Annotated in this window: 11 protein-coding genes and 2 tRNA genes; 6 read left to right on the top strand and 7 right to left on the bottom strand. The window is 70.8% G+C overall.

All coding sequences use genetic code 11. The features are described 5' to 3' along the window. Nucleotides 1-3: 3 nt before the first annotated feature. Nucleotides 4-2,721: a sensor histidine kinase gene (locus tag LGR69_RS17220; protein ID WP_230366781.1), complete on the top strand. Its 2,718-nt coding sequence runs from the start codon at nt 4-6 to the stop codon at nt 2,719-2,721. Beyond that, the gene (locus LGR69_RS17215; protein ID WP_230366780.1) at nt 2,718-3,440 is read left to right on the top strand and encodes a response regulator; all 723 of its coding nucleotides are present in this window, start codon (nt 2,718-2,720) and stop codon (nt 3,438-3,440) included. Before LGR69_RS17220 ends, LGR69_RS17215 begins: the two co-directional genes overlap by 4 nt. Before the next feature lie 18 nt (nt 3,441-3,458). On the opposite strand, the gene LGR69_RS17210 is transcribed toward LGR69_RS17215, so the two are convergent. Both LGR69_RS17210 and LGR69_RS17205 read right to left on the bottom strand, forming a co-directional pair. After that, nucleotides 3,459-3,677, bottom strand: a complete 219-nt coding sequence (locus LGR69_RS17210; protein WP_050732307.1) for a hypothetical protein — start codon at nt 3,675-3,677, stop codon at nt 3,459-3,461. A 306-nt stretch (nt 3,678-3,983) separates the two neighbouring features. After that, a tRNA-Asn gene (locus LGR69_RS17205) sits at nt 3,984-4,059 on the bottom strand. Between the two features lie 419 nt (nt 4,060-4,478). Between LGR69_RS17205 and LGR69_RS17200 the strand changes: the two genes are divergently transcribed. The 3 genes from LGR69_RS17200 (at nt 4,479) to LGR69_RS17190 (ending at nt 9,040) form a co-directional block, all read left to right on the top strand. Further along, nucleotides 4,479-4,628: a hypothetical protein gene (locus LGR69_RS17200; protein WP_230366779.1), complete on the top strand. Its 150-nt coding sequence runs from the start codon at nt 4,479-4,481 to the stop codon at nt 4,626-4,628. Nucleotides 4,629-4,885: 257 nt separating this feature from the next. Further along, nucleotides 4,886-6,565, top strand: a complete 1,680-nt coding sequence (locus LGR69_RS17195) for a methyl-accepting chemotaxis protein (RefSeq protein WP_230366778.1) — start codon at nt 4,886-4,888, stop codon at nt 6,563-6,565. A gap of 786 nt (nt 6,566-7,351) precedes the next feature. Next, a complete protein-coding gene (locus tag LGR69_RS17190) occupies nt 7,352-9,040 on the top strand; it encodes a methyl-accepting chemotaxis protein (RefSeq protein ID WP_230366777.1) in 1,689 nt (562 codons plus the stop codon). A gap of 181 nt (nt 9,041-9,221) precedes the next feature. Here the strand turns inward: LGR69_RS17190 and LGR69_RS17185 are convergent. The 3 genes from LGR69_RS17185 to rocF form a co-directional block, all read right to left on the bottom strand. Next, nucleotides 9,222-9,295 (bottom strand) — tRNA-Cys (locus LGR69_RS17185). Between the two features lie 164 nt (nt 9,296-9,459). Beyond that, nucleotides 9,460-10,311 (bottom strand): urease accessory protein UreD, encoded by an 852-nt coding sequence (locus LGR69_RS17180; protein WP_230366776.1) that lies wholly within the window; start codon nt 10,309-10,311, stop codon nt 9,460-9,462. Further along, nucleotides 10,311-11,279: an arginase gene (gene rocF / locus LGR69_RS17175; protein WP_007559884.1), complete on the bottom strand. Its 969-nt coding sequence runs from the start codon at nt 11,277-11,279 to the stop codon at nt 10,311-10,313. The genes LGR69_RS17180 and rocF overlap by 1 nt, the downstream gene beginning before the upstream one ends. Nucleotides 11,280-11,712: 433 nt before the next feature. Here rocF and LGR69_RS17170 point away from each other — a divergent pair, with 433 nt between their 5' ends. Next, a complete protein-coding gene (locus LGR69_RS17170) occupies nt 11,713-13,860 on the top strand; it encodes a methyl-accepting chemotaxis protein (protein WP_230366775.1) in 2,148 nt (715 codons plus the stop codon). A 30-nt stretch (nt 13,861-13,890) separates the two neighbouring features. Here LGR69_RS17170 and LGR69_RS17165 read toward each other — a convergent pair whose 3' ends face one another. After that, nucleotides 13,891-15,300, bottom strand: a complete 1,410-nt coding sequence (locus tag LGR69_RS17165; RefSeq protein ID WP_230366774.1) for an ATP-binding protein — start codon at nt 15,298-15,300, stop codon at nt 13,891-13,893. After that, complete coding sequence (locus LGR69_RS17160) at nt 15,297-16,016, bottom strand: response regulator (RefSeq protein WP_122162659.1); 720 nt, start codon at nt 16,014-16,016, stop codon at nt 15,297-15,299. Before LGR69_RS17160 ends, LGR69_RS17165 begins: the two co-directional genes overlap by 4 nt. Nucleotides 16,017-16,164: the final 148 nt, after the last annotated feature.

Genomic DNA, 16,164 nt, shown 5'->3' with positions numbered 1-16,164 from the left:
AGCATGCCCGAGACCGGCCGTGATCCGGACCGCCCCTCCCCCGACGCGCTGCTCGAAGCCGCGCGCCGGGAGGCCCGCATCCGCGGCCGGCTGAAGGTGTTCCTGGGGGCCGCCCCCGGGGTCGGCAAGACCTACGAGATGCTGACCATCGCCCGCGCCAAGCGGGAGGCCGGCATCGACGTGGTGGTGGGCATCGTCGAGACCCATGGCAGGGCCGAGACCGAGGCCCTGCTCGACGGCTTCTCAGTCCTCCCGCGCCGCGCCGTGCCCTATCACGGCTCGAAACTCGACGAGATGGACCTCGACGCCCTGCTGGCCCGCCGGCCGGCCCTGGCGCTGGTCGACGAGCTCGCCCACACCAACGCGCCCGGCTCGCGCCACCCGAAGCGCTATCAGGATGTCGAGGAGCTGCTCGACGCCGGCATCGACGTCTACACGACGCTCAACATCCAGCATGTCGAGAGCCTCAACGACGTGGTGGCGCAGATCACCCGCATCCGCGTCCGCGAGACCGTTCCGGACGGCATTCTGGACCGGGCCGACGATATCGAGGTGGTCGACCTCAACCCGGACGACCTGATCCAGCGTCTGAAGGACGGCAAGGTCTACGTCCCGACCAACGCCGAGCGCGCGCTGAAGCACTACTTCTCCCGGGGCAACCTGACGGCCCTGCGCGAGCTCGCTCTGCGCCGGACCGCCGACCGGGTTGACGACGAACTGCTCAGCCACATGCAGGCCAACGCCATCGCGGGGCCTTGGAGCGCCGGCGAGCGGGTGCTGGTCTGCATCAGCGACGATCCGCGCTCGGCCGGCCTCGTGCGCTACGCCAAGCGCGTCGCCGACCGGCTGCACGCGCCCTGGACGGCGCTGTTCATCGAGGCCCCGCGCGCCAGCACCCGTAGCGAGGCCGAGCGCGACCGCATCGCCGAGACCCTGCGCCTCGCCGACCGGCTCGGGGGCGACGCCGTCACCCTGCCCGGGGGGCGGCGCGTCGCCGACGACATCCTGGCCTATGCCCGCTCCGCCAACGTCAACCACATCGTGGTCGGCAAGGCGGCGCGGGCGTGGATCTTCGAGCTTCTGAACGGGTCGGTGGTGCACGACCTCGTGCGCCGCAGCGGCAATATCAGCGTCCATGTGGTGCCCGGCGAGGCCGTGCCGGCCGAGGCCCCGCCCCGCCGGGCGGTGGCAACCGTCGCCCCGGCCGCGACCTTCGAGACCGGCCCCTACCTGATGGCCCTGCTGGCGACCCTGGCGGCGCTCGGCGCAGCCCTGCTGCTTCAGCCCTATACCGGCATCGAGAATGCCGATCTCATGCTGCTGACCGGGGTCGTCGCGGTCGCGGTGCGATGGGGGCTCGGGCCGTCCCTCGCCGCGGTGGTCTCGGCCTCGCTCGCCTACAACTTCTTCTTCCTGCCGCCGGTCTACACCTTCACCATCGCCGACCCGACCAACGTGGCGGCCTTCCTGCTGTTCACCCTGGTTGCCGTGCTGGTCTCCAACCTTGCCGCCCGCGCCCGCCGGATCGCGATGGTCAGCCAGGGACGGGCCAGGTCCACCGAGCGGCTGTTCGGTTTTTCGCGCAAGCTCGCGGGCTGCGGCACCCTGGACGACGTGCTCTGGGCCACCTGCGCGCAGGTCGCCGCCATGCTCAAGGTCCGGGTGGTCCTGCTGCTGCCCGACGGGACGACCGTCGCGGTGCGGGCGGGCTACCCGCCGGAGGACCGGCTGGACGCGGCCGATCTCGCGGCCGCCCAATGGGCCTTCGGCAACGATCGCCCGGCCGGCCGCGGCGCCGACACGCTGCCGGGCGCCAAGCGGCTGTTCCTGCCGATGCGCACCGGCCGCGGGACGATCGGGGTGATCGGCCTCGACGCGGACGGCGCCGGGCCGATCCTGACCCCGGAGGGCCGGCGCCTCCTCGACGCGCTCGCCGACATGGGCGCGCTCGCCATCGAGCGGGTGCGGCTCGTGGAGGATCTCGACCGGGCCGAGCGCGCCGCCGAAACCGACCGCCTGCGTCAGGCCCTGCTGACCTCGATCAGCCACGACCTGCGGACCCCGCTGGCCTCCGTGCTCGGGGCGGCCAGTACCCTGCGCGACCTCGACGCCGACCTGCCGCCCGAGGCCAAGGCCGAGCTCCTGGCGACGATCATCACCGAATCCGAGCGGCTGAACCGCTTCATCGCCAACCTGCTCGACATGACCCGGCTTGAGGCTGGCGCGGTCGCCCCGAACCTCGCGCCCCAGGACGTCGCCGAGATCGTCGACACGGCCCTGCGCCGGGCCGAGGCGGTGCTGGCCGAGCATCGCGTGGCGGTCGATCTGGCGCCCGACCTGCCGGTGCTCCGGCTCGACCCGGTCCTGTTCGAGCAGGTGCTGTTCAACCTGCTCGACAATGCCGGCAAATACGCGCCCAAAGGCTCGACCGTGACCCTGAGCGCGCGCCGGGAGGGCGGACGGGTGCGTCTCGACATCCTGGACGAGGGCGACGGCCTGCCGGAATCCGAGGTCGAGCGCGTGTTCGACAAGTTCCACCGGGTGCGCAAGAGCGACCGGGTCCGGGCCGGCACCGGGCTGGGGCTCGCCATCGCCCGGGGCTTCGTCGAGGCCATGGGCGGCACCGTCACCGCCGCCAACCGGCGCGACCGCCGTGGCGCCGTCTTCACCGTGATGCTGCCGGTCCCGGCCCGGACCGCGCCCAAGGACATCGCCGCATGAGCCCGACCATCCTGGTCATCGACGACGAGCCGCCGATCCGAAAGCTGCTGCGCACGGGGCTCTCCACCCAGGGCTACGCCATCCTGGAGGCACCCAACGCCGCCGCCGCCCTGGAGGTGCTGGGCCGCGACCGGATCGACCTCGTCATCCTGGATCTCGGCCTGCCGGATATGCGCGGCCACGATCTGCTGCGCGCGATCCGGACGCGCCATCCGGAACTGCCGGTTGTGGTTCTGTCGAGCCGCACCGACGAGGGCGGCAAGGTCGAGGCGCTGGATCTCGGAGCCGACGATTACGTCACCAAGCCCTTCGGGATGGCGGAACTGCTGGCCCGCCTGCGCGCGGCCCTGCGCCACCAGCTCGCCGTCCAGGGCGAGCGCCCGATCTTCCGGGTCGACCGCCTGTCGATCGACCTTGTCCGGCGGATCGTGAAGGTCGACGATTCCGAGGTGAAGCTCACCCCGCGGGAATACGATTTCCTGCGCGTGCTGGTGCACCATGCCGGCAAGGTGCTGACCCACGCGCAGCTGATGCAGGCGGTCTCGGTCTCCTCCGATCCGCAATATCTGCGCGTCTACATGCGCCAGCTTCGCCAGAAGCTGGAGGCCGACCCCGAACGGCCGCGCCTCCTGCTCACCGAGACCGGCGTCGGCTACCGCCTGCGCGCGCCCGACGACGAGCCCACGCTCCGGCCGCCCGATTTGGCGGGCGCGCGCTGACGGGCTCGGCCGCCGGCATCACAGCCGCAGTTCGATGCGCTCCGCCGACAGCGACACGGCATCGGGCCGGTGGTCGGTCTCGTCCGCCGCATAATCCACCGCCGCCTCCCGGCTCCGGAACAGCCCGCCGGCCCGCCCGTGGATCTCGATCGCGACCCAGTGGCCTTCGGGATCCTGGCCGACGATGAACCGGGCGGTCTCGCCCGCCGGGGCCACGACTTGCATGATGGGCGACATCGGATGTCTGGGGTTCGCGCGATCCTCCAGGGACCGCGCCCGGAAGTTGGGCCATCCCGCATAAGCATGCGAGCGGGATCCGCGGCCGTTCGCGTAAGTGTCGCGTGAGGATTGCCGGGCTGGAGCGGCCGTCGGCCGGGGGATGACCATCGCATCGGCCGACCCGTTGCCGGGCTCCGCGAGCGGCACTGCCGAGCGCGGCCGAATAATGCGGCCGCTCGAACGCAGACGTCGTGCCGCCACCCCGCGGCCCGGTACGGGCGCGAAGGCTAAAAGCACAACGATCTGAAGATGTTGGGAGGTTGATGGCTCCCCGAGCAGGACTCGAACCTGCGACAAGGCGATTAACAGTCGCCTGCTCTACCAACTGAGCTATCGGGGATCACGAGCGGGTCTGTACACACCGGGATCGCGAGACGCAAGACCCTGAATCGCGGGATTGGTGCCGTTCGCGGAGGCGCGCCTTCGAAAGGGTGGTTTGCCGGCGCCCAATCGGCCCCGGGTGTCTCCCTTTCGCAACAGCTGGTTCGCGGTTCGGACACGCTCAGGTCCGGCTTGCCACGCCGCTCAAGCCCGTGTGGTCATGCGATCGTCACGGCGCCGGCCTAGAGAACGGCCCGCTGGCGTGGCCCGTTGCCGGGTGCGTGCCCGAGCAGAGGCCCCGCCGACTCGACCCCAGGGCTCTCGAGCCGTGTGTTCAGTCCAAGCCGCCCTCGCCCGATCGTCCGTGGCTCCCGCATGTCCGCGGCCCGTGATCCCCGGGCGGAACACGGCCGTGGCCGCTTCGCCTTTGGAGTGTTGATGATGTTGCGGGATCCCGATGGTTCCCATGAAGCCTACGCGCTCGATCAGGAGCGCGGCAGCCGCATGCCCTACTACATCAGCCTGGCCCTGCTCGGTTTCCTGATCGTCGCCCTCGCGGCGCGCCTGATCGTGGCGCACGGCCTTTGAAGCGGGCGGCTCGCGGCTTTCGCCGGCCGATTCGCGCGGCGCGCATCAGCTTTCGCAGCGCCGGAAAATCCCGGCCATCGAAGATTTTTGCGCGATCTTTGTAATCGAAAAGCCAAGGCCGACTTGATGGCCGCAGATCTGCTCAGCTATGCTGCAATCTAAGCGCAGCGTGTTTGCCGGCTATATTTAACGCCATCGCAAACGTTGTTAGATTAGTGCCTTCCCACTCGATTCTCGCGGAAACCGGTCTCCTCGTCATGCGCATTTCTCTCGGCTTCAAGCTGGCGGCGGTGGTCGGCCTGCTGGGCTTCGTGGCGGCCGGTATCTCGGCCTTCGCCATCCGGCAGTCGCTGTGGGAGCAGGAGCGCGCGGCCGCCACCGACAAGATCTGGAATGCCGGCCTGCAGGCCGGCGCGCTGGGGCAGGCGATCGAGCATGCGGTCGTGCAGGCCACCGCCCTCTACACCGCCGAGGACACCACCGAGGCGCGCACGCGCCTGTCCGCGCTGCACGACGCCCTGGCGGCCGTGGAGCAGGTCCGCGTGCCGTTCCTCGAGGCGATGGAGGATCAGCTCCCGCCGGATCGCCGTCGCCGGTTCGACCTGTTCGTGAAGGAGTTCATCGCCTACCAGACCGATACGGCCGAGCTCGGCCTGACGATCTCGCCGAAGGCCGCGCTGATCCAGGCGACCGACGAGGCGACGGTGAAGAATCGCGAGCACATGATCGCGGAGATCGGCCTGCTCGGCCGCGAAGTGCTGGCCCGCCTGAACGAGCGGCGCGCCGCCGACGCTGCGGATCGCCGCGCCGCCCGCCTGGCGCTGATCGTGGTGCCCGCCGTGGCGCTCGCCTTCGGCCTGCTCGCGGCGATCTGGATCATCATCACGCAGGTCCGTCGGCCGCTCGACCGCCTGAAGACCAGCATGACGGCCCTGGCCGCCAACGATCTGGGCCAAACGGTCCCGTTCACTCATCGCCGCGACGAGATCGGTGAGATGGCGAGCGCCATCGCGGCGTTCCAGACGGCCCTGATCGAGAAGCAGAAGCTCGACGCCGAGGCGCGGCAGCGGCGTGCGCGCGACCGGATCCGGGCCGAGCAGCTGGCCGAGGCGACCCGGGCCTTCGAGGGCGAGACGCACCGGGCCGTGGCGGATCTCGCCGGGTCGGCGGAGGCGATGCAGGAGGCGGCCGCGACGCTGACCGGCACGGCCGGGGACATGGCCGCCCGGGCGACCGTGGTGGCGGGGGCTTCGAACCAGACCGCCGACATGGTCGACAGCATCGCCGGCGCGGCCGAGCAGCTCTCGGCCTCCGCGCGGGAGATCGAGGAACGGGTCCGGCATACCAGCGAGATCGCGGCCTCCGCGCTGACCGACACGAAAGGTCTCGAGATCACGGTCTCGAGCCTGTCGCGGGCGGCGGGAGAGATCGACGCCGTCGTGACGCTGATCCGCAGCGTTGCCGAGCAGACCAACCTGCTCGCCCTCAACGCCACGATCGAGGCGGCGCGGGCCGGGGCCGCGGGGCGCGGCTTCGCCGTTGTGGCGGCCGAGGTGAAGGCGCTCGCCAGCCAGACCGCCCTCGCCACCGACCGCATCACCGGCCAGGTCGGGTCGATCCAGGGCGCCGCCGCCAACACGGTCGACGCCATCGCGTCCATCGGCGAGACCATCGCCCGCATGAGCATGATTGCTTCCGAGGTCGCCCTGGCGGCGGATCAGCAGGGCGCGGCCAGCCAGGAGATCGCCCGCGCCATCGCGGATGCGGCGGCCGATTCGCACAAGGTGTCGGAGAGCGTCGGGAGCGTGCGCGCGGCAGCGGCCTCCAACGAGACGCAGGCCGAGCAGGTGCGCGGCAGCGCCTCCCGGGTGAGCACGGGAACCCGGACCCTGCAGCAGGCGATCGAAACCTTCCTCGGTCAGGTGCACGCCGCCTGACCGGCATCCGGCTGGCGTCGGGGAGTGCACGATCGGTGTTAGCGAGGCAACGCATCGCGCCGGGGCGAGGCCTGCGCTGATCCGCGCTGCTCCGCGCCCGCTGCGTCACGCGATCGCGGCGCCCGACCAGGATGGGGGCCGCCTCGGGCGTGCGGTGCCGATCGCCGCGGGCCCCGTGAGCCCGATGCCCCTCGGCTCTATCGTCCCGCGCGCGCCTGGCAGCAATCTCACGAGCCAAGAAGACGGGAATGTGGTTCGGACGTCGAGACGCCCGCGTATCTACGGCCCTGATGTATCGGAATGCTCAATAATGAGTTTTGTCGAAAACTGATGTGTTTCGTCAGTTATAAATTTCGGCATTACGGCCGAAACGGTATTGCTGATTAGCGGACAAATTGTGTATTGACGGATGCCTACGCGGGCCCGTATCTTGTCGGACACGCTGAAATCAGCGTCGCCGACCCATTCTGCCGATCCATGTCTGCATTGCCGATCACAACCCCGCTGGGGTTGCCTTGCCACCTCCGCGTCGCGCCGTACCGGTCGGGCTGAGCATCCGCGCCGCGACGACCGCCAGCTGAAGCGCCGCGGCTCGACCCGCATTCCGGCCCTTCGGTTACCGGAGCAATCCGTCACGACCGAATCCCGGTGTCGGCCTCGCTGACATCCTGGGATCTGGACGCCCGTTATGGGCGGCCCCGACATTCAATCATTTCATCGAACTCCATTGCATTGCGGCGACGCCATCACGCGTCGGCCCGTACTGAGAAGGCTATCGTTTTTCCGATGCGCAATTCTTTCGGCTTCAAGCTGGCGGCGGTCATCGGCCTGCTGGGCTTCGTGGCGATCGGCATCTCGGCCTTTGCCGTCCGGCAATCGCTCTGGGAGCAGGAGCGTGCTGCCGCCACCGACGAGATCTGGAATGCCGGGCTCCAGGCGGGGGCCCTGGGTCAGGCGCTCGAGCATGCCGTGGTGCAGGCCACAGCCGTCTATACCGCCGCCGATGCCGAGGAAGCGCGCACGCGTCTGTCGGCGTTGCAGGACGCTTTGGCCGCGGTGGAGCGTGTCCGCGTGCCGTTCCTCGAGGCGATGGACCATCATCTGCCGCCGGAGCGCCGCCGCCGGTTCGACCTGTTCGTGAAGGAGTTCATCGCCTACCAGACCGAGACCGCCGAGCTCGGCCTGACGATCTCGCCCAAGGCCGCGCTGATCCAGGCGACCGACGAGGCGACGGTGAAGAACCGCGAGCGCATGATCGCGGAGATCGGCGCGCTCGGTGGCGAGGTGCTGGCCCGCCTCGACGACCAGCGCGCGATCGGCTCCGTAGAGCAGAGGCGGGCGATCCTCGCGCTGATCGTCGTGCCGGCCGTGGCGCTCGCCCTGGCGCTCCTCGCGGCGACTTGGATCGTCATCACTCAGATCCAGAGGCCCCTGGCCCGGCTCAAATCGGCCATGCAGGCCTTGGCCGCGGACCAGCTCGACGACGTGGTCCCCTTCGCCGATCAACAGGATGAGATCGGCCAGATGGCGCGCACGATCGCGGCGTTTCAGGCGGCGCTGATCGAAAAGCGTACGCTCGATGGCGATGCCCGGGCCCGCAGCGCGCAGGATCTCATTCGGGCCGAGCGGCTGGCCGCCGCAACGCGGGCTTTCGAGAGCGAGACCCATCGCACCGTGACCAATCTCGCCGCCCTGGCCGAGGCCATGCAGGCCTCGGCCGACATGCTCTCGGACCTTGCCGGTGAGACGACCGCACAGGTGATTGTCGCCGCGGACGCATCCGAGCAGACCGCCGGCGTCGTCGTCAGCATCGCGACCGCCGCGAAGGAGTTGTCGGTTGCGGCCCAGGAGATCGAAGGCCGGGTCCGGCATACGAGCCGGATCGCCTCGACGGCGCTCTCGGACACGCAGGGGCTGGTGGCCACGGTGACGACCCTGGCCCAGGCCGCCGACGAGGCCGGGAGCGTGATCGCGTTGATCCGCGCGGTGGCCCGGCAGACCAACATGCTGGCTCTCAACGCCACGATCGAGGCCGCCCGGGCCGGCGAGGTCGGGCGCGGCTTCGCCGTCGTCGCGACGGAGGTGAAGGACTTGGCCGCACAAACTGCGCAGGCGACCGACCGTATCGCCCATCACATCGGGGCGATCCAGGCGGCGGCTGCCGACACGGTTGGGGCGATCGGCTCGATCGGCACGGTGGGTCAGACGATCGCCGAGATGAGTTCCATCGCCGCCGAGGTCGCGGTCGCGGCCGATCAACAGGGCCAGTCGAGCCAGGTGATCGCCCGCGCCATCACCAGCGCGGCGAGCGAATCCCGAAAGGTCTCGGACAGCGTCGCGGGCGTGCGCGCCACCGCGACCTCGAACGAGCAGCAGGCGGAGCAGGTCAGGACCAATGCGTTGCAGGTGAATGCCGGGACACGCGATCTCCAGCGGGCGATCGCAACATTCCTGGCTCAGGTCGCTGCGGCCTAGACGAGGACCGACGAAGCCGCGTCTCGTGGGCGTCGCGCGGTGCCCTTTCCCCGGACGGTCGAGGCGTCCGGGTCGCCCCATCCCTCATCGACGGATCGCGGTCATGTTTCGCGGCCCAATCCTCCGGCAAGCGCAAGGCTGGCTGGCTGATCGCGATGGCGCTCGGAATGCGAGGGGAAGATGGAGGCCTCGCCCGGAATCGAACCGGGGTGCAAGGATTTGCAGTCCTCTGCGTAACCACTCCGCCACGAGGCCCCTCGTGGCGACGCCGCGGCGTCGCCCTCGGAGCCTGGCGGCCGGCTCCGGGTGCGCGTCTCTAGCAGAGGTTTGCCGCGGCAGGCAACGGGCGCGATGCGGCTTCCGCGCGGGAATATGATCGCAGCCGGACGTATCGGATAAGCGGTTCGCCGGCGGACGCGTCAGCTCTGCCAGACCCGGGGCATCGGTCGATCGCGATACCCGGCGAGGAAACGGGCGACCAGGCTGCGCAGCGGCCCGACCCCGTCCGCGAGGGCCCGGACGACGAGGTGGCCGTTCCATGCGCTGGCGGCAGCCTCGATACCCGGCGCGGCGGCCTCTTCGAGCAGGGTGCGGGCGGCCTCGAGATGCCCCTCCGCGCCCTCGGAGACGTCCAAGACCGTCGCGCAGGCGCGCGCGCTGCCGCCGATCGCCGGGCGGTCGAGGAGATCGGAGATCGGACCGTCGAGGACCAGGCTGTCGGCATAGACCAGCCGCCCGGCCCGGCGCACCCGCCAGGAATCCGAGAACAGCCCGGCATGGATCCGCTCGCCCCGGGCGGCGCGGCCGAAGGCGACGATCTCGACGGCCAGCAGGGCGGCGCCTTCGGACAGGTCGGCCTCGAAGCGCCGCTGCACCCGGGCGCGATCGAACAGGATCGTCTCCTGGGGCAGCCAGGCCAACCGGGCCCGTTCTGCCAGGAGGACGCGGTTCTCGATCCGGCTCACAGGGCCGTCGGAGCGATAGATCTTCTCGGCCGCCGTCGTGGTCAGCACGAGGTCGGCCCCGGCGGCGAGGTCCAGGGTGATCGTGAAGGCGTCGCCGCACGCGACCCCGCCGGCGGTGTTGACCAGGACCGCCTCCAGCGCCCCCTCCCCGCGGGGGAAGCGCAACCGCGACGGGCCGGATTCGGCGAGATCCAGGATCCGGGTCGAGCCCCCGCCCCCCACGGGGCCGGCGCGGAGGTGGACACGGCCGTCCGAACGCTGGCGGGCCGGCGCGTCGGGTGGGGCGTCGGCCCGACCGTCCGGCATCAGCGGCGGCCGTTCTGGTCGGCGGAGACCGCTTCGATCACGGGCGAGGCCCGGTCCAGGATGCGCCGGCCGAACAGGCTCGCCACCAGCTCCACCAGCACCCGGGCGCTGCGCCCCCGATCGTCGAGGAACGGGTTCAGCTCGACCACGTCGAGGGAGCGGACCAGGCCGGAATCGTGCAGCATCTCCATGATGAGATGCGCCTCCCGGAAGGTCGCGCCGCCCGGCACGGTGGTGCCGACGCCGGGGGCGATCGACGGATCGAGGAAATCGATATCGAGGCTGACATGCAGGTGCGCGCCGTCCCGGGCCACCCGGTCGAGCACGCGCCGCAGGGGGGCGACCACGCCGAACTCGTCGATGGTGCGCATGTCGGTGACGCCGACCCGGCGGGCGGTCACCAGGGCGCGCTCGCCGGCATCGATCGAGCGCAGGCCGAACAGGTGGACATTGGCCGGGGGCAGCGGGGCCGGCACCGGCTCGGCGAACAGGTCCGGGAAACCCGGCTCGCCGCACAGGGCCGCGAGGGGCATGCCGTGGACGTTGCCCGAGGGCGAGGTCTCCGGCGTGTTGAAATCGGCATGGGCGTCGAGCCAGAGCACGAAGAGCGGCCGGCCCTCCCGGGCGCAATGGCGCATCGCCCCGTCGACCGAGCCGAGCGACAGGCTGTGGTCCCCGCCGGCGGCGAGCGGCACCGACCCCGCGCCGAGGGCGGCCTCGACCGCCCGGGACAGGGCACGGGTCCAGGCCGCGACGGCGGCCAGGCCCCGCCCGTCGGCCGGGCCATCCGGCACGACATCGCCGTGATCGACGATCGCGTGGCCGAGATCGGACAGGGTTCGAACGAGCCCGGCCGTGCGCAGGGCGGCCGGGCCCATGAGCGCGCCCGGTTCGCTGGTGCCGACCTCGATCGGCGCCCCGATCAGCGCGATCCGGCGCGCATCGTCTCGGCGGGTCTCGCTCGTCATCCGGTCCCCGTTCTGCAGGTCAAGGCTCTGGCGGTTGGCCGATGCTCTAGGCGGACTCGCGGGGTCAGGCCAACGATTCGCGACGCCAGCCCGGATCGTCAGCAAGCCCCGGGCCGGACGTCATTCGGTCGAGGCCGGCCCCCCGGGACCTACCCACTATCCCGGCATCCTGAACCCTGATGGGTGAAGTTGCGGGACTTTATGCGTCCGGGGACACGGTTCGAAAACGTCTTTGATATGGGTGTTACATATCGGCCGTATTGACGCGTCGCGTTGCGGGCCAAGGGTCTGTGCAAATCTTGGATCCACCGACGGCGCGATAGATTGAATTCTGTGCCCGGAATCGACGTCTTGCCACAAATCTTTACGGGATTTTAGTGGCATTGCACTAAGGTTGCGCGGTTTCTCCGATCAGAATGCCTACAGGACTGCCATGGTGATGTTTTCGCGGCTGAGTTCTCGCCTGCCGGCGATGACGATCGGGTTGGCCCTGCTCAGCGCCACCGCGATGGGTGGCTTCAGCTGGTATTCCGCCAAGTCCGGTCTGATCGACGCGGCGAACGAGCGGCTCCAGCTGGCTGCGGTCGCGCGCCGGGACGGGATCGAGCTGGTGGCCGACCGGATGCAGGCCGACTTCCTCGCCGCGGCGGCGCATCCCCAGATCGTCTCGAACTTCCCCGACCTGATCGAGACCCTCGACCCGTCGAAGCCCGAGACCGCCGCGGTCGTCGAGGCGTTCCGGGCGCCGCAGACCGTCGAGGCGCGGATCGCGCTGGACGGGACCGGCATGTACGGACGCCGCCACGTGAAGGTGCAGGAGGTGGCGCGCAAGCTCGTCGCCCAGTCCGGCTACGCCGACCTGCTGTTCCTCGATGACGCCGGCCGGATCGTCTACACGACGACGAAGGGCGGCGATTTCGCCAAGTCGGTGACGGATGACGGGCTCAAGGGCACGGCGCTGGAGCGGCTGGTCGAGCGCCTCAAATCCGCGGATCCGAGCTCGGTCCTGTTCGAGGATTTCTCGGCCTACCCGGTCGACGGCCAGCCGGCCGCCTTCATCGGCCGCGCCATGACCAAGCGGGCGAACGTGGCCATGGGCACCGCCCAGGCGGCGGAGCGGATCGGCTTCATCGTCATGCGGGTCACGCCGACCCTGTTCGATCAGGCGCTGGCGAAGCGGACCGGCCTCGGGGAGACCGGCCAAGTGCTGGCCGCCGGCGCCGACGGGCGGCTGCGCAGCAATCCGCCGCTGAGCAAGACGGCGAAGGCCGGCGACGGCGTCGCCCCGCTCGGGATCACAACCGATCGCCTCAAGGCCGACGGCAGCTTCGAGTTCACGGCGGCCGACGGCCCGCACATGGCGGCGGCCTCGCCGGTCTCCGTGCTGGGCGCGCCCTGGACCGTGGTGGCGGAGCAGTCGCAGGCCGAGGCGATCGACGCCGTGCGGGCGCTCTCGCGCACGCTGTTCCTGATCGGCCTCTGCGTCCTGGCGGGCACGGCCGTCCTCGGCCTGCTGCTGGCACGCTCGATCGTGTCCCCGCTCAGCGCGCTGACCCGCGCCCTCAAGGCGCTCGCCGACCGTCAGGCGCTCACCGATGTGCCGGGCAGCCGGCGCCGGGACGAGATCGGTGACATCGCCCGCGCGGTGGTCACGATCCGTGACATGTCGCTGGAGGAGGCGGCACAGCAGCTTCAGACCACCGAGGCCGCGCGGATGCGCGAGGAGCAGGCCCGGCGCGCCATGCTGCAGGACCTGGCCAGCGGCTTCGAGCAATCCGTCGGCGGCATCGTCGATGGGCTGACCCGGGGGGTGGCGGCGCTCCAGGGCGCCTCCGGCACCATGCGGATCGCCGTCGCCGGCACATCGGAGCGCTCGACCAGCGTCGCCAGCGCGGCGCGTCAGACCGCCGACAATGTCGATGCCGTCGCGGCCGCCGCGGAGGAGCTGGGCGCCACCGTCCAGGAGATCGGGCGCCAGGTCGAGCAGGCGGCCGGCATGTCGGCCACCGCGGTCGACGAGGCCAAGCGCGCCGAGGGCACGATGGCGGATCTCGCCGCCGCCGCGACCCGCATCGGCGACGTGGTCGGGATGGTGTCCACCATCGCCGGGCAGACCAACCTGCTCGCGCTCAATGCCACGATCGAGGCGGCCCGGGCCGGTGAGGCCGGCCGCGGCTTCGCGGTGGTCGCGGCCGAGGTGAAGGAACTCGCGACCCAGACCAGCCGCGCGACCGAGGAGATCGGCCGTCAGGTGGCGTCGATCCAGGCGGTGACCGGCGGCGTGTCCGAGGCGATCCAGGGCATCGTGTCCCAGATCGAGGCGATGAACCACGTCTCCACCAGCATCTCGGCCGCCGTCGAGGAGCAGGGTGTCACCACGCAGGACATCGTCCGCAGCATGGGGCAGGCCTCGACCGGGACCAGTGGGATGACCGCCGACATCGCCGAGGTCGCCCGCGTCGCCAGCGATGCCGGCCAAGCGGCCTCGTCGGTGGCCCAGGCCTCGGACGACCTCGCCACCCAGTCCGAGCAGCTTCGCGCCGAGGTGGCGCAGTTCCTGCGCAACGTGCGGGCCGCGTAAGCCTGCCGGACGAACCCGGCTCGGACGGCTTCAGGCCGCCCGGGCCGGCATCGGCCGCGCTGGCTGCATCGTCCGGCTCGCATAGGCCTGCGCCGCCAGGGGCAGCTCGATGACGGCGCAGAGGCCGCCCTCCGGGCGGTTCTCCAGGACCAGACGGCCGTTATGGGCCTCGACGATCGCCAGCACGATCGACAGGCCGAGGCCGAAGCCGCTGGCTTCGTTGAGGTTGCGGGCGCGGTCGCCGCGCACGAAGGGCTGGAGCATCGCGTCGCGCTCGGCCTCCGGGATGCCGGGGCCCTGATCGAGCACGCAGACCCGGACCCCCCGCTCGGACGCCTCCATCCGGACCTCCGCGCCGCCGCCATATTTCACGGCGTTGTCCACCAGGTTGGTGATCGCCCGCTGCAATTCCTCGGGCCGACCCTGCACCAGGACGTGCCGGCTGCGGCCGACGCTCACCGGCGCGCCGAAATCCGAGAAGTCGTCGCAGACGGTCTGCACCACGGAGGCGAGGTCCACCAGGCTGAGGCTGCCGGAATCGCGCGTCTGGCCGTCCCGCACGAAGGACAGGGCGGCCTCGACCAGGCCGTTCATCTGGTCCAGGTCGCGCAACGTGGCGGCCCGGGCGTGCTCGTCCTCGATGAACTCGGCGCGCAGGCGCAGGCGCGTGATCGGCGTGCGCAGGTCGTGGCTGATCGCCGCCAGCATCTGGGTGCGGTCGTCGATCAGGCGTCGCACCCGCGCCCGCATCCGGTCGAGCGCCCGGGAGACCGCCAGGACCTCGCGCGGGCCCGCCTCCGGCAGGGCGACATGGTCGTCCCGCGTGCCGAACGCCTCCGCGGCGCCGGCGAGTCGGGCAAGCGGCGCCGTCAGCGCCCGGGTCGCCCAGACGCAGAGCAGAGCCAGGGTCAGCGCCAGGAACACCACGGTGAAGATCAAAGGCCCCTGCCGCGGTGCCCGCAGGGGACCGTTCGGCATGGCGGCCTGCAGGGTCGCCCCGTTGGGCGTGGTGATACCGATATGCAGGCGCCCGTTCGCGGGCGACCGCTCCGGATCCCCCCCGGACAGGTCGACCACGGTCACGGGCCGGCCCGCGCCGACGCGCAGGCGGTGGATGATCGGCAGGTTGGGGAGCGGCTTGGCCCCGGGCGGCACCGTTCCGTCCCAGGCTCTCACCTGCATCAGCGGTAGGCTGCGCCCGCTCTCCAGCAGGGCCGGCCGCGCCGCCGGATCCGCGACGTCGAGGAGCCGGACCAGCGTCGAGAGGCGGCCCGCGGCGACGCCAGGCAGCTCGTCCGGATTCTGCGGCTCGTGGAGGATCAGAAACGCCGCGGTGGCGACCATGTGGGCCACCGCGATCCCGGCCACGACCAGGAGGGCGATCTGGCCCGCGATGCTCTGCGGGCGCAGCCGGTCGCGCAACCGTCGGAACGTGCTCATGACCGGGTCACTTCGGGGGTGAACAGGTAGCCGCCCGAGCGGATCGTGCGGATGAATTCGGGGTTGCGCGTGTCGCGCTCGATCTTCTGGCGGATGCGCGAGATCAGCACGTCGATGCTGCGCTCGAACGGCCCGGCCGAGCGGCCCTGGGTGAGGTCGAGGAGCTGGTCGCGGGACAGAACGCGTCCCGGCCGCAGGCAGAGCGCGTGCAGGAGGTCGAACTCCGCCCCCGTCACGGCGATGCGGGCGCCTTCGGGCGACAGAACCTGGCGGAGCGACACGTCGAGCGTCCAGCCGGAGAAGTGCAGGCGCCGCCGCTCGTCGGTATCGGGCACCTCGGCGGAGACCCGGCGCAGGATCGCCCGGATCCGGGCCAGGAGCTCCCGGGGGTTGAAGGGCTTGGCCAGGTAATCGTCCGCGCCGAGTTCGAGGCCGAGGATGCGGTCGACCTCCTCGGATTTCGCGGTCAGCATCAGGATCGGGATCTGCGAGGAGGCCCGCAGGCGCCGGCACAGGCTGAGCCCGTCCTCGCCCGGCAGCATCAGATCGAGCACGATCAGGTCGATGCGCGATTCCGCCAGCGCCCGGTCCATGTCGTTGCCGTCGCCCGCCAGGGTGACGCGACACTCGTTGCCGCGCAGGTAGCGTGCGACCAGGGCCGAGATCTCGCGATCGTCTTCGACCACGAGGATGTGCGGTGTGGCGGGTGCGTTCATCGCGAAGGAATCGGCGTGCGGATCAGCGAGCGTCATCAGGTTAGTATGCGCCGCTGCGGTGATTATTCGAAGATGGTCGCGGGAACCATTTTGTAAGCGCGTGTTTCCAGCTCAGCCATACCTGTGGCGGCGACTGGATTTCCGGAGA

This window comes from Methylobacterium brachiatum, assembly GCF_020523825.1.
In the GTDB taxonomy this organism is placed as follows: domain Bacteria; phylum Pseudomonadota; class Alphaproteobacteria; order Rhizobiales; family Beijerinckiaceae; genus Methylobacterium; species Methylobacterium brachiatum.
Note: the sequence above shows the minus strand (reverse complement) of the source record. Positions and strands in the feature narration are given on the sequence as shown.

Coding starts and splice junctions, on each gene's coding strand:
- LGR69_RS17220 (WP_230366781.1), top strand. CDS start 4: ATGCCCGAGACCGGCCGTGATCCGGACCGCCCCTCCCCCGACGCGCTG.
- LGR69_RS17215 (WP_230366780.1), top strand. CDS start 2,718: ATGAGCCCGACCATCCTGGTCATCGACGACGAGCCGCCGATCCGAAAG.
- LGR69_RS17210 (WP_050732307.1), bottom strand. CDS start 3,677: ATGTCGCCCATCATGCAAGTCGTGGCCCCGGCGGGCGAGACCGCCCGG.
- LGR69_RS17200 (WP_230366779.1), top strand. CDS start 4,479: ATGATGTTGCGGGATCCCGATGGTTCCCATGAAGCCTACGCGCTCGAT.
- LGR69_RS17195 (WP_230366778.1), top strand. CDS start 4,886: ATGCGCATTTCTCTCGGCTTCAAGCTGGCGGCGGTGGTCGGCCTGCTG.
- LGR69_RS17190 (WP_230366777.1), top strand. CDS start 7,352: ATGCGCAATTCTTTCGGCTTCAAGCTGGCGGCGGTCATCGGCCTGCTG.
- LGR69_RS17180 (WP_230366776.1), bottom strand. CDS start 10,311: ATGCCGGACGGTCGGGCCGACGCCCCACCCGACGCGCCGGCCCGCCAG.
- rocF (WP_007559884.1), bottom strand. CDS start 11,279: ATGACGAGCGAGACCCGCCGAGACGATGCGCGCCGGATCGCGCTGATC.
- LGR69_RS17170 (WP_230366775.1), top strand. CDS start 11,713: ATGGTGATGTTTTCGCGGCTGAGTTCTCGCCTGCCGGCGATGACGATC.
- LGR69_RS17165 (WP_230366774.1), bottom strand. CDS start 15,300: ATGAGCACGTTCCGACGGTTGCGCGACCGGCTGCGCCCGCAGAGCATC.
- LGR69_RS17160 (WP_122162659.1), bottom strand. CDS start 16,016: ATGAACGCACCCGCCACACCGCACATCCTCGTGGTCGAAGACGATCGC.